Source organism: Kyrpidia spormannii (assembly GCF_002804065.1).
Taxonomy (GTDB): Bacteria; Bacillota; Bacilli; order Kyrpidiales; family Kyrpidiaceae; genus Kyrpidia; species Kyrpidia spormannii.
Map to the genome: position 1 here is coordinate 2,116,389 of NZ_CP024955.1, position 14,997 is coordinate 2,131,385.

A 14,997-nucleotide genomic window follows, 5' to 3' on the forward strand; every position below is an offset into this window, starting at 1 on the left:
ACGGGGCCGCCTATGGGCGGGGAGCCGTCCCGGTCTCCGCCCCCCGGGCTGCGGCACCGATGACCTTCGCCGCCCGAAGAAGGATCAGCAGACCGGCCGCCACATCCGGATCCCGAATCGCCCGGAACAGATCCATCATCCCCGGCGGCCGGTGCTCCCATTCCCGGGCCCCGGCGGGCTGACGCAACCCCTCTGCAACGATCTTGGCCGTTTCCGCCGCTCCTTGCAAGTCCACCGACGCCAATACCTCTCCTAAAGCCACCGCATTTTTTAACAACCGCTTTCCGCCTTGGGTGTTCACCTGATGGACCAGGATCTCCAGGACCTCTTCCCCAGATGCCGCCACATCCCGCAAAGTGCGCAGGATCCCTTTTTCACGCAACACGGCCAGTAGCTCCAAGGTCTCCTCCAACGCCGGCGCGTATTTGGCCGCCATCTCCTGCCATCCCGGAGCGGCCGGTTGCTCCCCGCCCCCGACAGACCGTTTCACCATGCGGATCGGCTCAGCCACGTCCGCCCTCCCCCTTCCCCGGAAACACGTAATCCCGGCGCCGCCATTTTTCCTCAACTTCCACGCCGGATCTCGGCGTAGGCTCATGAAACCGCGGGTTATGGATCGGCAGCGGCGTCGGACCCGATTTTTCCAAAATTTCCATCCGAACCTGAATCTCTTTGTACGCCGGGGTATGAGTCACCCGGTCGGTATGGGAGCCGGTGACATAGTTCACGGCAGCTTCAGTGGCCGTATTCATGGGCAAATACAGCTCCCGACCCCTCACCCGGTCGGTCACCAGCACCCGGATCACCACCTCCCCGAAAGGAGAGATGAGTTTCACCAGTGCCCCGGACTCGATCCCCCGCTCCTCGGCCAACTCCCGGGAAATCTCCACAAAGGCCCCGGGCACTTTGTACCGCAGTCCCTCGGTGCGGTAGGTCATGTTTCCTTCGTGAAAATGTTCAAGGAGCCTTCCGTTGTTCAAGTGAAGGTCGTATTCCTCCGGCATTGTCACAGGCGGTACCCACTCCATCGGATAGAGCCTCGCCTGCCCGTCCGGGAAAGCAAACCTTTCTGCATACAGCAGCGGTGAATCGGTGCCGTCCTCGGCCACGGGCCACTGCAAGCTGCGGAATCCCTCCAGCCGGTCGTACCGCACCCCGGCAAAGAGAGGCGCCAACCTCGCCGCCTCGGCCATGATCTCCCCCGGGTGCTCGTACCGCCAATTCGCTCCCAGTCGATTCGCCACCGCCTGGATGATCTCCCAGTCCGGTTTGGATTCGCCGAGGGGTTCCAACGCCCGGTACAGTCGCTGAATGCGCCGCTCGGTGTTGGTGAAAGTGCCTTCTTTCTCCAAACTCGGGGCGGCCGGCAGTACCACGTCCGCAAACTCTGCCGTGCGCGAAAGAAACATATCCTGGACCACCATGAAGTCCAACTTCGCAAACGCCGCTTGGACATAATGGGCATTGGCGTCCACCAAACTCATATCTTCGCCAATAATGTACATCGCCCGGAGATCTCCGGCGTGGATCGCATCCACCATCTCGTGATTATCCAGGCCCGGCTTCTCCGGCAGCTTGACGCCCCAGGCCACCTCGTAACGCTGGCGCACCGCCGGATCCTCAGCCCGCTCATAGCCGGGATAGTAGGCCGGCATGGCGCCAAAATCGCTGGTTCCCTGCACGTTGTTGTGCCCCCGCAGGGGATAAGCCCCGGTGCCCGGGCGGCCGTAGTTGCCCGTAACGAGCAGGAGATTGGAAATTGCCGTACTGGTATCGCTCCCTCCGCAGTGCTGGGTGACGCCCATCGCCCACAGGACACACACCCTTTTCGCCTCATGAACCATCTGTGCCGCCCGGGTGAGATCCGCCTCGGAGATCCCCGTCACCGCCGCCGCCCGGGTGAGGGTGAAATCCTTGAGACTCTCCACATACTCCGGCCAGCCCTTCACCCGTTTGGCCAGAAACTCCTTATCCTCCCACCCCTGGTCGATGATGTATTTGGTCACCGCCGCCAGCCAGACAAAGTCCGTCCCCGGGGCGGGGGGCAAAAACAAGTCCGCCCGCCTGGCCATCTCGTGCCGGCGCAGATCGGCGACGATCACCTTTTGACCGCGGAGTTTCTGCGCCCGTTTGACCCGGGTCGCCAAAACCGGGTGAGATTCCGCGGTATTGGACCCGATGATGATCACCAAATCCGCGGCGGCAATGTCGGCGATCGACCCGGAGTCCCCGCCGTAGCCCACGGTGCGGAACAGCCCCTGGGTGGCAGGAGACTGACAATATCGAGAGCAGTTGTCCACATTGTTCGTCCCCACGACAGCTCGGGCCAACTTTTGCATCAGGTACGCCTCTTCGTTGGTGCATTTGGACGAAGCGATAAACCCGAGAGCATCCGGCCCGTACTTCTCCCGTACCGCTCCAAACCCCCGAGCGACAGCCTCCAGGGCTTCCTCCCAGGAGACTTCCACAAAAACCCCATCCCGACGAAGCAGGGGCCTGGTCAGGCGGTCTGGGCTGTTGATGTGTCCCCAGCCGAACTTCCCTTTGACACAGGTAGAAATCCCATTGACTGGCGCCTCGGGAGTCGGTTCGATTTTGAGAATATGACGCCCCTTGGTCCACACTTCAAAACTGCATCCCACGCCACAATAGGTGCACACCGTTTTCGTGCGTTTGATGCCTTGACTGCGCACCGCCGCCTCGGCGTCCGAGAGGGCGAGAATCGGCCCGTATCCCGGTTCCACCTCTTTGGTGACCTCGATCATCTCCCGCAGAACGCCGGGCTTCAGCCCCGTCATCACCCCGGCCTGGCCGAGCATGGATTTTTCCATGAGCGCATTGCACGGACAAACGGTGACGCAGTGCCCGCAAGATACACAGGAGGATTGGTCGATGGGTACGCCCCCGTCCCACACCACCCGGGGACGCTCCAGGCTCCAGTCGATAGAGAGAGTTTCGTTGACCTGGAGATTCTGGCATGCCTCGACACATCGGCCGCACAGAATGCATTGGTTGGGGTCATACCGGTAAAAGGGATTCGATGCATCCACTTCGTAAGGTTTGGGGGAAAAGGGTTCGCGCTGATGCTGTACCCCCAGTTGTTTCACCGTATTATGCACGACACAGTTGCCGTTGTTGTTGTCGCACACCGTGCAGTACAACTCGTGGTTCACAAGGATGCGATCCATCGCTTCGAGCCGCGCCAGGCGCACCCGTTCCGACCGGGTGTCGATCCGCATCCCCTCAGTCACCTTGACACCGCAGGAACGGACCAATTCGCCATCGATCTCCACCAGACAGGTGTCACAGGTCTGAATGGGACCCAGGCTCGGGTGATAACACACATGGGGGATCTCCTCCCCCTGCTCCAACAGAACCTCCAGCACCGTCCGGTCCAGACGACCCCGTCGCACCTCCCCGTTCACGTGAACGACCACCCCCGAAACCTCCCGGGTGATCCCATCCGCCCGCTCTGCCATTGTCTCGTCCCCCTTTGACCCATCAAAAAACCATCGCAACGATCGGCTGTCGGCCGGTACACTCCCCATGCACCTCAGCCATATTCCGATTCATCGCGATGGTTAGTCACCAGCACTCCTTCGGTACCGTGTTCCAACCGGTATACCCTTGTTTGCTGATCCAACCCGTGACCTATAATTCATTCATCCGGGTCCCTCCATCGATAGGCCGATCAAAAACGAATACTGAAACCACCTCATCCTGATCGACGTCAATATCGGTGAACAATTTTACAAAATTCGCACCCACCAAAGCCTCCATGTCCACGGGACGCGTTTGTTGGTATAATTCTTTAATCATGTGCGTTCTCGCCTGCCAAATCATCATCCGTCCCTGATCGGTGCGCGCAATAAATCGCTCAACCGGGCTGAGGCTCCCGGCCATGTGGGCGATGGCCCAGTTTCCAAAAAAGGTCACCTTGATCTTTTCCGGCCCCTTGCCGATATGGTTTTTCCGATAGGCCCGCACCAAATTCGCGAACGCTTGCTCGCGATCCCGCCGCGACTCCTCCATCCTTTCATCCCCCGCAAAAACAATGTAGCATTATTCTAAGAACGGAGTCAACCAAACAGCTCCGGCCGCTTGGCGTGAACAAAGAGGTCCGCACGCCGGCGTGCTGGGAATCTAAAGCGAGGAGATCTTCATGGCGGAAAACGTCCGCTCGTATAAAGCCAAAAAAATCACTCTCGGTCACGTCCAAGAGTTCGACGATACGGTGGCGGTGGAAACACCGCTCACTCTCTATGTGAACGACGAGGAATTCGTGACCCTGGTCTGCACCCCCGACTGTGTGGAGGAGCTTATTATCGGCTTTCTCGCCTCGGAAGGGCTAATCCGGGGCCCGGAAGACATTCAATCTCTCACCATGGACGCCTCGGACGGCATCGTGTGGGCGTCACTGCCCAGGCTGTCGACACCCGCCCGGAGGATGTTCGGAAAACGGATCCTCACCAGTTGCTGCGGCCGAGGGCGGACTTCATTTTATTTTTTCAACGACGCCCGCACCGCCCGGAAGATCATCGGCACCTGGACCGTGTCCCCGGAAGCCTGTTTTAGAGCCATGGCTTCTTTGCAGCAGGCATCCCAGCTTTTTCACGCCACCGGAGGCATCCATCACGCGGCTTTGGCACAATCTTCCGGGGATCTCGTCGCTGTCCGCGCGGACGTCGGACGGCACAACACGCTCGACAAACTGTACGGCTGGGCCCTCAGGGAAAAGTTTGACGCGACTCAGGTCATGGTGGTGTTCAGCGGCCGCGTCTCCTCGGAGGTGCTGTTGAAGGTCGCCAAGATGGGCGCGCCGATCCTGCTCTCCAAATCGGCCCCGACAGACCTCGGCTTACGCCTGGCCGATGAACTCGGAGTGACGGTGGCAGGGTTTCTTCGGGGGAATGGGATGAATGTCTACACCCACGCCGAACGAATCACCGATGAGAATGTGACCAAATGACGAAAACTTATTGACAAAAATCAAAATCCCGATTATAATAATCAGCGTCAATGTGCAGAATGAGAAGACCGTTTAGCGGTTGGTACACGGTACCCTCGTGCTGGTGGCTAGCCGCCACAACTTCGGGATCGTTTCCCTGGATCCCGGTTGTGGCGGCTTTTCTCATTCATGACGGCTTTATCCGTTTTAATCTTACAAAGGGGGAAACTGGAATGAATAGTTCAAAAAATCGCTGGATCATCGCCCTGCTCAGCTCCAATTGATCGCCTTCCTGTATATGCCGTCTCTTCACCAGGCACTGTTGTTTGAAGTCCTACTTTTCGCCATCATTTCCTGCTACGGCGGCGGCTTCGCCTCGATTCCGGCCTACATCGGAGACCTGTTCGGCACCAAGCAATTGGGCGCCATACACGGGTACATTTTGACGGCCTGGTCAGCGGCGGGCATCGTCGGTCCCATGGTGGTGGCAGCGATCAAAGATGCCACGAAATCCTACGACGCCACCTTCTACGTCTTCGCCGGCCTTTTGGCTGTCGCCTTGGCCGTTTCGCTCTGGATTCGCTTGGAGATCCGGGTTTTGCGCCAGGCGAATGAGTCCCAGCCGACGCACACGAATCCTATCTCCTCGGCGGAAAACTAAATCCACGCCCCAGAGCTGGGGCACAAAAAACCCCCTCGCCGTTCGGGTGAGGGGGTCCGGTATATCCGGTTATCCTCGATTATCAAAGTAGTGGATAATAAGTGCCATTACGATCACGAACCCCGTTTACTCATCTGGGAGCCCGCATAGGCCGACAAAACCGCCACGACGATACCGACGATGATACTGTTCCACATCGCCCCGACGTTCTGGCTGAAGTTGAAGACCCAAGGTGATACGATGAACCACAGCCCCAGCAATGCACTCAGCCATGCCGTCCAAGCCGCTTGACTCATCTGAATCCCTCCTTGGCTCAACTCGCCCGGGTCTCGACCGGGAACCCGAGCTGCCTTTATTATAGCGTATTTTCCGACCGGAAGCAACAAAAATATACTTGTAAATCCATTTCTCGGGTGGTCGTCCTGACCTGGCGGCCGAAAGCCGGGATGCCCCGGTGCAACCCGGGACATCCCCTCAGGCCAAGGCCAAACTTTTTTCGATCGTACCACCGCCAACCACGTCCTCGCCCCGGTAAAACACCACCGCCTGCCCCGGGGTCACCGCCCGCTGAGGCTCATCGAACTCCACCCGGACCCGCCCTTCCTCTTCGGGGTAAAGGGTGGCCGCAGCTTCTGGGGCCCCGTAACGAATCTTCGCGTTCACCCGGGTCGGACCGTCCGGCCGGGGAAGGGAGACCCAATTCACCTTCGAAGCCACGAGGCCCGCCGCAAACACCCGCTCCCTGGGCCCTAACACCACCCGATTGCGCTCTGGCTGAATATCCACCACATATACGGGATGACCCACCGCCACCCCCAAGCCCTTTCGCTGGCCGATGGTGTAGAAAGGAACCCCTTCGTGCCGACCGACCACATGCCCTTCGGTGTCGACAAAATCCCCCGGCGCTACGGCTGAATCCCCCATCCTCCGACGGAGAAATTCTCCGTAATCCCCGTTCGGGACGAAACAGATGTCCTGGCTCTCCGCCTTGTTCGCCACCCGGAGCCCAAATTCCCTCGCCATCTCCCGAACCTCCGACTTCTCGTACTCCCCGAGGGGGAACAAGGTCCGGGCGAGCTGTTCCTGAGTCAGGTGATACAGGACATAGGTCTGGTCTTTTCGCCGGTCCTCCGCCTTGCGCAACACATAGCGACCCCGGGATTCGTCGTACAGTACCCGGGCGTAATGTCCCGTGGCCAGGTAGTCCGCCCCGAGATCCAACGCCTGCTCGAGGAGCAGGTCGTACTTCATATACATGTTGCACGCAATGCAGGGGTTCGGCGTCCGTCCCCGCTTGTATTCGTCTTCAAAATACTGAATGACCCGTTTTTCGAAAGCCTCGCGGTAATTGACGGCGTAAAAAGGAATCCCCAGCGTCTGACAGACCCGCCGGGCGTCGCTCACATCATCCACCGAGCAGCACCCCCGGCCGGAAGAAGTCTCTTCTCCCCCCCGCAGCCGCATGGTAATTCCGATCACATCGTATCCTCGTTCCTTGAGCAGGGCGGCGGTGACCGAACTGTCCACGCCGCCGCTCATGGCTACCACCACGGTCCCCTTATCCATGGCCACCGGGCCGGACCAATCGCCGGGCGATCCGCCCCACCGCGCGTCCGGCCTCCCGCACCTCCTCCTCTGTGGTTTGTATCGAAAAGCTAAAACGCAAGGAACTTCGCACCACCGCGTCCCCGAGGCCCATCGCCTGCAGTACATGGGAGGGCTCTAAAGACCCGGAAGTACACGCCGAACCGCTCGACGCCGCAATTCCGTGCAAATCGAGATTCATCAACAAGGTCTCCGCCGAAACCCCGGGAAACGCGACATTGAGGATGGCGGGAATGCCGTCTTCCGGGGAGTGAACCAGGACCTGGCCAAACTCCTCCCGGACTGCACCGAGAAAAATTTCTCTCAACCGAGCCGCGTGGTCCAAACCCGCAGTTCGCCTCGCCTTGAGCCAGGCTGCCGCCGCGCCAAATCCGACGATGCCCGGGACATTCTCCGTGCCCGCCCGTCTCCCCCGTTCCTGGGTTCCGCCGTACAGGAGCGGCACCCAGGGAGTGCCCTTCCGGACATAGAGCGCGCCGATCCCTTGGGGCCCGTGCAGTTTGTGGGCGGACACGGACAGCAGATCACAGCCGACCGCATCCACCTCCACCGGGAGCCACGGCACTGCCTGGACCGCATCGGTGTGAAAAAGGATGCCCCGCTCCTTGGCCAATGCGCCGATATCCCGCACGGGCTGAACCGCCCCGGTTTCGTTGTTCACCCACATGACGCTGACTAAAACCGTGTCCGGCCGAAGCGCCCTGGCCACGTCTTCGGCCCCCACAACACCCCTTGGCCCCGGATGGACATAGGTGACCTCAAACCCCCACTCCTCCAAGTGCCGAGCAGTGTACAACACCGCATGGTGCTCGATGGCCGTGGTCACCACGTGCCGACCTCGGTCCCGCAGAGCCAAAACGGCACCGACTAACGCGGCGTTGTCCGCCTCCGTGCCTCCGCTGGTGAACACCACTTCTGCCGCAGTGGCGCCAATCAGCGCCGCCACCGCCTCCCGGGCATCCTCCACAGCCGCCTTGGCTCTGCGGCCGAACTCGTGAATACTCGACGGATTCCCCACCCGTTCTTCCAAGTGGCGGGCCATGGCTTCCCGCACTTCCGGCAGCACGAAGGTGGTCGCCGCGTGGTCCAAATAGATGGCCCTCATCGGCTCCACCTCACTTGTTTTTCTTAAATGTAGTACATCAAACCGTCATCTGTGCCCTGGCGCATCATCTCCGCGAGATCAACCAGGGTCGTTCGGTCCAACACGGCATTGATGGCATCCCGCACTTCATCCCACAGCCGGCGAAGACCCGTCGGTTCATCTTCCACCACGGTGATGGGGCCCTCCAGAACCCGGACGATATCCCCGGCCGTAATCTCCTGGGCGGGTTTGGCAAGCACATACCCCCCGTACGCGCCGCGGATACTTTTGACAAGCCCGGCGTTGCGCAGAGGCGCAATCAACTGCTCCAGATAATGTTCCGACAGATTCTGGCGCTCGGCGATGGATTTCAGGGACACCGGCTGGTCCCCACTGTTGATCGCTAAATCCACCATCAACGTAATCCCGTAACGACCTCGGGTCGACAATTTCATGGAGTCCCACTCCCTTCGACTTGATGCTTTCCCTCGCCCGTGATCTTCTCGCCCGCCTCCCCCCTCTTTTCGCCCGGGGACTGCTCTTCTTTCCAGCGCGCGGCCATGAAACGAGCGATTTGCTGCTCGTGGCCCTGATCGCTGGGCCGGTAATACCGCCGGGGTGCAATTCCCGGAGGCAGATAGGACTGTTCCACCCAGTGGCCAGGATAATCGTGGGGATAGAGATACCCTTCTCCGTGACCCATGGCCTTTGCTCCGCTATAATGGGCATCCCGGAGATGGCGGGGGACAGTCAGGTCCAGCCCTTTCCCGACATCTGCCAACGCTTTCTCCAGCGCCATATAACTGGCATTGCTCTTTGGCGCCGTGGCCAAATAGGTCGTGGCCTGAGCGAGGGGGATCCTCCCTTCGGGCATGCCGAGCCACTGGACCGCTTGAAAAGCCGACACCGCCACCACCAGTCCCTGTGGATCGGCGTTCCCAATGTCTTCGCTGGCCAGAATCACCAACCGCCGTGCGATAAACAGCGGGTCCTCCCCCGCCTTGAGCATTTTCGCCAACCACAACAGCGCCGCGTCGGGGTCTGAACCCCGGACCGATTTAATGAAGGCGGAAATGGTGTCATAATGGACGTCCCCTTCCCGATCGTAAACCACCGCCCGGCGCTGAATGGACGCCTCCGCCACCTCCAGCGTGACAACAATCCGGCCCCGGTCGTCCGGAGCGGTCGTCAAGGCGGCTAGCTCCAGGGCGCTTAGCAGCCTGCGGGCGTCTCCTTCACAATAGCGCACCCAGTGATCCAATGCCTCCTCCCGCACCTCCAGAGGCATCGTACCCAGCCCCCGTTCTTTATCCGCAATGGCCCGCCTCGCGATCGTTTTTAAGTCTTCCGGACCGAGCGGGTGCAGGGCGAACACTTGGGAGCGGGACAGGAGCGCCTTGTTGACCTCAAAATACGGATTTTCCGTGGTCGCCCCGATGAGGATGATCAGCCCGTCCTCGACGTGAGGCAGCAGGGCATCCTGCTGGGCCTTATTGAAACGATGGATCTCGTCGATAAACAATGTGGTTTTCTGCCCATACATCCCCAAACGTTCCCGGGCGTCATCCACGATTCGTCTTAAATCCGCTACCCCCGCGGTCACGGCGCTAAGGGTGACGAAAGCAGAGCGGGTGTACCCCGCGATCAGCCGAGCCAGGGTCGTTTTACCCACGCCCGGAGGTCCGTAAAAGATCACCGAAGTGAGTCGGTCCGCCTCAATGGCTCGACGAAGAAGGGTGCCAGGGCCCACCACATCCTCCTGGCCCACGAGTTCGTCAAGGGTCGCCGGACGCATGCGGGCCGCCAGAGGAGCGTTCATCCGTTTCTCCTGCTCAGCGCGATAGGAAAACAGATCCATTTTCCGCCCTTCTTTCACCCGTAACTTCATCATTATACTCTACTTTCCAACATAAAAAAACAACGGGCCCTCGCCCGTTTTCGATGATCCTTCATATATGGGGTAAGAGCCCTGCCATGCCGTGTCCCTGAGTTTTGAACCTGCCCTCGGCAGGTGGGTGACCTGCGTCACGGTTTACATGTCCACCCGAAGATGGCTTATGCGCTCCGCGCCGACCCCGGTCTCCCTTTTAAACGGTGTTGGCTCAAAACTTCACGATAGATCACTAACACAGAAGGGCCCAAACCTACGGATCGTCGCGGTATCGCGAGCTCGCCCGCTCGCTCTCCGCATCTTTATGGTACCACAGCACTTCACACTGTGCAATGGAGAAATTCTCCGTCACGGACTCTTGTCCGGCCTATTGTCGGGCCGTCACGCCATCCGGCCGGATGTGCAACTCCCGCCACTGCTCTTCCGAGATCTCCGAAGGAGCACCGGTCAAGAGGCACGAGGCGCTGGCCGTTTTCGGGAAAGCAATACACTCCCGAATGGAGGACTTCCCCGCCATAAGCATCACGACCCGGTCGAATCCGAAAGCCATTCCCCCGTGGGGAGGGGCCCCGTATTCAAAGGCCTCCAACAAAAAGCCGAATTTCTCCCGAGCCTCTTCCATCGAGAACCCGAGGGTCCGGAACATCGCCTCCTGGATCTCCCGGCGATAAATGCGCAGACTGCCGCCTCCGATCTCATAACCATTGAGCACCATGTCGTAAGCCTGAGCCCGTACCCGCCCCGGGTCTCGTTCCATCAAATCCACATCTTCCCAGCGAGGCATCGTGAAGGGATGATGTTCCGCCACCCATCGTTTTTCCTCTTCATCATAGCTAAACAGCGGAAAATCGGTGATCCATGCGAAGGCGAAAGACCCGTCGTCGATCAGCCCGAGTCTGCGCCCCAAATGTAACCGCAGTTGCCCCAGCACCTCCGCGCAGATCTCCGGCCGGTCGGCCACAAAAATAAGCAGGTCCCCGGCCTCGGCGCCAAGCTCCCGGCGGATGGCGGCGAGTTCCTCGTCGGTGAAAAATTTGGCGATCGGGGATTTGACGCCTTCATCGGTAATGACCATCCACGCCAGGCCCTTAGCCCCCAGCTGTCCGGCCAGTGCCCCCAAATCGTCGATTTCCTTGCGACTGAACCCTCCGCATCCCTTGGCGTTGAGCCCGCGCACCGCCCCACCGGAATTCACCGCGCTCTGAAACACCCGAAATCCACAGGTTTTAACCGTCTCCGTCACGTCCCGAATCTCCAGACCGAACCGCAAGTCCGGTTTATCTGAGCCGTACCGGAGCATCGCTTCATCATAGGGTATCCGCCGAAACGGGAGTGGAACCGTCACGCCGAGCAGTTCCTGAAACAACTCCGCCATCATCCGCTCCATCAATTCCTGGAACTCCGCCAGGGGCATAAAGGACATTTCAATATCGATCTGGGTAAACTCGGGCTGGCGATCCGCCCGGAGATCTTCATCCCGGAAACACCGCACGATCTGAAAATACCGTTCGAACCCCGAGACCATCAACAGTTGCTTGAACAGCTGAGGGGACTGGGGCAGGGCATAGAATTGTCCGGGGTGCACCCGGCTGGGGACGAGATAATCCCTGGCCCCTTCTGGCGTCCTGCGGGTCAACATGGGGGTCTCGATTTCCATGAACCCGTGGCGGTCCAAGAACCGCCGGACCAGTTGCATGGCCCGGTGCCGCAGCAAAAACGTCCGCTGCATCTCCGGCCGCCGCAAATCCAAGTATCGAAACCGCAAACGCACCGACTCATCCACATCGATGCCGTCCTCAATCGGAAAGGGGGTCGGCTTCGACCGGTTGAGCAATTCCACCTCCCGGGCCCTCACTTCGATGGTCCCCGTCTCCAAATTCGGATTGACGGTATCCGGATCCCGGGCCACCACATCCCCCCGCACGCTGATCACATATTCGTTGCGCACGAGATCCGCCACCGCAAAGGCAGCCTCTCCAAACTCTGGACTCGACACCACTTGAACGATTCCACTGCGGTCCCGCAGATCCAGAAAAATCACTCCACCCAGATCCCGCCGCCGCTGGACCCAGCCGCTGAGAACCACCTCCCGGCCTATGTCGGACTCGCTTAGCCGTCCGCACATCGCGGTGCGCGTTAACGATTCCTTACCTGCCTGTGCCATGCTCGGTCTCCTTCCACCATGACTCCAATTCCAGAGCGGGCAGCTCTCGTTGTTCACCGCCCGTCAAATCCTTCACGATCACTACCCCCCGTCGCCGTTCCTCCTCTCCGAGGATGAGGGCCCACCGGGCACCCAGTCGGTCCGCCGCCTTCAACTGGGCTTTGAGGCTTTTCCCTTCGAACCCCCGCTCCGCCCGACAGCCCAAGGCCCGCAGGCGGCGCAGCCACCCCGTCAGCTCCACCGACGCCTCATCCCCGAGAGCGATGCCGAACACATCCACACCGGCTTCTGAGGCCCCCTCGCCCCGACGCTGCTCAAGGGCCAAGATCAAGCGCTCCAACCCGGCGGCAAATCCGATCCCGGGCACCGAAGGGCCTCCCAGCTCCTCCACCAACCCGTTGTAACGGCCTCCGCCCAGCACCGTGCCCTGGGCCCCGATTCCTTCTTCCACCACTTCGAAGGCTGTGCGGGTATAATAATCGAGACCCCTGACTAGCCGGGGGTTGATCTCGTAGGCAATGCCGGCGGCGTCGAGATGGCGGTGCAACCCCTCATCATGAGCCCGGCACTCGTCGCACAACGCCTCCCCGATCCTGGGCGCCCTCTGGGCGAGAGCCTTGCAGGTCTCCCGCTTACAATCGAGTAGCCGCAATGGGTTGCGTTCCAATCGGCCCTGGCAATCCTCACACAGCTGTTCTCGCAACGGTCGGTAGTACGCCAGCAGGCGCTCCCGGTACACCGGCCGGCACTGGGAACAGCCCACGCTATTCAATTCCAGCCGCAGTCCTTTCAAACCGATATCTTCCACAAAATCCAGGCCCAGGGCAATCACCTCGGCGTCCACGGCCGGGTCCGCCACCCCGAACACTTCGACCCCGAACTGGTGAAACTGGCGCTGCCGTCCAGCCTGAGGTCGCTCATAACGAAACATCGGGCCGAGATAAAACCATTTGACGGGCTGTGGCCCACCGTAAAACTTGTGCTCCACATAAGCCCGAACGGCCCCTGCCGTGCCTTCCGGGCGCAGGGTCATGCTGCGGCCGCCGCGATCATTAAACGTGTACATCTCTTTTTCCACGATATCGGTGTTTTCCCCGACCCCCCGCTGAAACAACTCCGTGTGCTCCAGAATCGGGGTACGCACCTCGGAAAAACCGTATCGTGCACAAATTCGCCGGGCCGCCTCCTCGATCTCATGCCACAGGGACGCCTCCTGGGGCAGGATGTCGTGCATCCCCCGCGGTCGCTGTGTCAACACCCCGAATCCCTCCTTCGCCACGGAAGACGGGGCCAGCCCGTCCCCCACACGCAAACAAAAAACCCGCCCCGGGGCGCAGGGACGGGACTGACATCCACCTGCCACTCAGCATCATGATAGCGAACAGGCCGACCCAACGTCAAGAAACTGGGCGCCGGCATTCCCGAAAGTGGACAGGAATCTATAGTCAATCCATCTCCGCTGTGCTACACTGATCCCAGTTTTGCGTCGCATTGCGACAGTCTCTGCCAGAAAGCGGGTTGCGCACATTATGGGCAAACGATTCGCCATCATCGTCGGGACCCGTCCGGAAATCATCAAGATGGCACCGGTGATTCGGGAATGTGAGAGGAGAAAGGTCGACTATCGCCTGGTCCACAGTGGCCAACATTACGACCACGCCATGGATCGGGCGATTTTTGAACAATTCCAACTTCCCGATCCTCACGTCAATCTGCGGGTGGGATCCGGACGGCACGGCGAAGTCACGGCACGCATCTTGGAACGATTCGAGGCGTACATCCTGCAAGAAGACATTCGGGCCGTCCTCGTGCACGGCGATACGAACACCACCTTGGCGGGCGCCTTGGCAGCCGCGAAACTCAACCTCCCCATCGGTCACGTGGAGGCGGGGTTGCGAAGTTTCGACCGCACCATGCCCGAGGAGGTCAATCGGGTTCTCGCGGATCACGTCGCCACCCATCTTTTTGCCCCTACCCCTGCGGCGGTGGACAACCTTCGGGCTGAGGGAATCGAAAATGGGGTCTACTTAACCGGCCAAACTGCTGCGGACGCCATTGAGTTCCTCCGGCCGGGCTTGGCGGAACATCCGATCTTGAACGAACTTCATCTCAAACCGGGCGCGTACGTGTATCTGACGCTGCACCGGCAGGAGAATACGGACCACCGGGAACGCATGGATCTTTTGATCCAAGGGATCGAGAGGGTCGGAAAAGAACTCGGCTTCACCATCGTCTGCGCCCTTCACCCCCGAACCCGGGGGCGGCTGATCGAATACGGCTGGCTCGACCGATTCTACGGCATCCCGGGGATACGAGTGGTCTACCCCCCGGTGGACGTTTTTGCTTCTTTGGCCCTACAGTCCCAGGCGGCCGTCGTGCTCACCGACAGCGGAGGACTCCAAGAGGAAGCGTGTATGCTCGGCGTCCCCTGCGTCACGCTGCGGGAGAACACCGAGCGACCGGAAACTTTAGCCATCGGATCCAATCGCTTGGCGGGATACCATCCGGACACCATCGTTGAGGCGGTGTCAATGATGGCCCGGGCTCCCCGGGGGTGGACACACCCGTACGGGGACGGCCGGGCAAGCATTCGGATTCTGGACATTTTTCTCGCCGAGTGAGCATACGCGCCCAGGGGATTGCA

At 60.2% G+C, this 14,997-nt stretch carries 13 protein-coding genes and 1 other RNA gene; 3 read left to right on the forward strand and 11 right to left on the reverse strand.

Translation table 11 applies throughout. The features are described 5' to 3' along the window. Nucleotides 1-10: 10 nt before the first annotated feature. The 3 genes from CVV65_RS10700 to CVV65_RS10710 form a co-directional block, all read right to left on the reverse strand. Nucleotides 11-511 carry a helical membrane plugin domain-containing protein gene (locus tag CVV65_RS10700; protein WP_157935479.1) on the reverse strand — a complete coding sequence of 167 codons (501 nt, stop codon included), beginning with the start codon at nucleotides 509-511 and terminating at the stop codon, nucleotides 11-13. Further along, nucleotides 504-3,479: a formate dehydrogenase subunit alpha gene (fdhF, locus tag CVV65_RS10705; protein ID WP_100668115.1), complete on the reverse strand. Its 2,976-nt coding sequence runs from the start codon at nucleotides 3,477-3,479 to the stop codon at nucleotides 504-506. The genes CVV65_RS10700 and fdhF overlap by 8 nt, the downstream gene beginning before the upstream one ends. A gap of 172 nt (nucleotides 3,480-3,651) precedes the next feature. Further along, entirely contained in the window at nucleotides 3,652-4,032 is a 381-nt protein-coding gene (locus CVV65_RS10710; RefSeq protein WP_013075126.1) for a Na-translocating system protein MpsC family protein, read from the reverse strand. A gap of 130 nt (nucleotides 4,033-4,162) precedes the next feature. Between CVV65_RS10710 and fdhD the strand changes: the two genes are divergently transcribed. Both fdhD and CVV65_RS10720 read left to right on the forward strand, forming a co-directional pair. Then, a complete protein-coding gene (fdhD, locus tag CVV65_RS10715; RefSeq protein ID WP_100668116.1) occupies nucleotides 4,163-4,969 on the forward strand; it encodes a formate dehydrogenase accessory sulfurtransferase FdhD in 807 nt (268 codons plus the stop codon). Nucleotides 4,970-5,228: 259 nt separating this feature from the next. Further along, a complete protein-coding gene (locus tag CVV65_RS10720; protein ID WP_100668117.1) occupies nucleotides 5,229-5,609 on the forward strand; it encodes an MFS transporter in 381 nt (126 codons plus the stop codon). A gap of 113 nt (nucleotides 5,610-5,722) precedes the next feature. On the opposite strand, the gene CVV65_RS16960 is transcribed toward CVV65_RS10720, so the two are convergent. The 8 genes from CVV65_RS16960 to hisS form a co-directional block, all read right to left on the reverse strand. After that, complete coding sequence (locus tag CVV65_RS16960) at nucleotides 5,723-5,905, reverse strand: SPW repeat protein (RefSeq protein WP_013075124.1); 183 nt, start codon at nucleotides 5,903-5,905, stop codon at nucleotides 5,723-5,725. A gap of 178 nt (nucleotides 5,906-6,083) precedes the next feature. After that, nucleotides 6,084-7,175, reverse strand: a complete 1,092-nt coding sequence (gene mnmA / locus CVV65_RS10730) for a tRNA 2-thiouridine(34) synthase MnmA (protein WP_100669426.1) — start codon at nucleotides 7,173-7,175, stop codon at nucleotides 6,084-6,086. Next, a complete protein-coding gene (locus CVV65_RS10735; RefSeq protein ID WP_100668119.1) occupies nucleotides 7,168-8,319 on the reverse strand; it encodes a cysteine desulfurase family protein in 1,152 nt (383 codons plus the stop codon). The genes mnmA and CVV65_RS10735 overlap by 8 nt, the downstream gene beginning before the upstream one ends. Before the next feature lie 23 nt (nucleotides 8,320-8,342). Next, nucleotides 8,343-8,753 carry a cysteine metabolism transcriptional regulator CymR gene (gene cymR, locus CVV65_RS10740; RefSeq protein WP_100668120.1) on the reverse strand — a complete coding sequence of 137 codons (411 nt, stop codon included), beginning with the start codon at nucleotides 8,751-8,753 and terminating at the stop codon, nucleotides 8,343-8,345. After that, nucleotides 8,750-10,156 (reverse strand): replication-associated recombination protein A, encoded by a 1,407-nt coding sequence (locus CVV65_RS10745; protein WP_100669428.1) that lies wholly within the window; start codon nucleotides 10,154-10,156, stop codon nucleotides 8,750-8,752. The genes cymR and CVV65_RS10745 overlap by 4 nt, the downstream gene beginning before the upstream one ends. A gap of 104 nt (nucleotides 10,157-10,260) precedes the next feature. After that, nucleotides 10,261-10,439: non-coding RNA, 6S RNA (gene ssrS, locus CVV65_RS10750), on the reverse strand. Nucleotides 10,440-10,556: 117 nt separating this feature from the next. Further along, nucleotides 10,557-12,353, reverse strand: a complete 1,797-nt coding sequence (aspS, locus tag CVV65_RS10755; RefSeq protein ID WP_100668121.1) for an aspartate--tRNA ligase — start codon at nucleotides 12,351-12,353, stop codon at nucleotides 10,557-10,559. Further along, nucleotides 12,337-13,611 carry a histidine--tRNA ligase gene (hisS, locus tag CVV65_RS10760; RefSeq protein WP_100668122.1) on the reverse strand — a complete coding sequence of 425 codons (1,275 nt, stop codon included), beginning with the start codon at nucleotides 13,609-13,611 and terminating at the stop codon, nucleotides 12,337-12,339. Before hisS ends, aspS begins: the two co-directional genes overlap by 17 nt. Nucleotides 13,612-13,882: 271 nt before the next feature. On the opposite strand from hisS, the gene wecB reads away from it, so the two are divergent. Next, entirely contained in the window at nucleotides 13,883-14,974 is a 1,092-nt protein-coding gene (gene wecB, locus CVV65_RS10765; protein WP_100668123.1) for a non-hydrolyzing UDP-N-acetylglucosamine 2-epimerase, read from the forward strand. The last annotated feature ends 23 nt before the right edge of the window (nucleotides 14,975-14,997 follow it).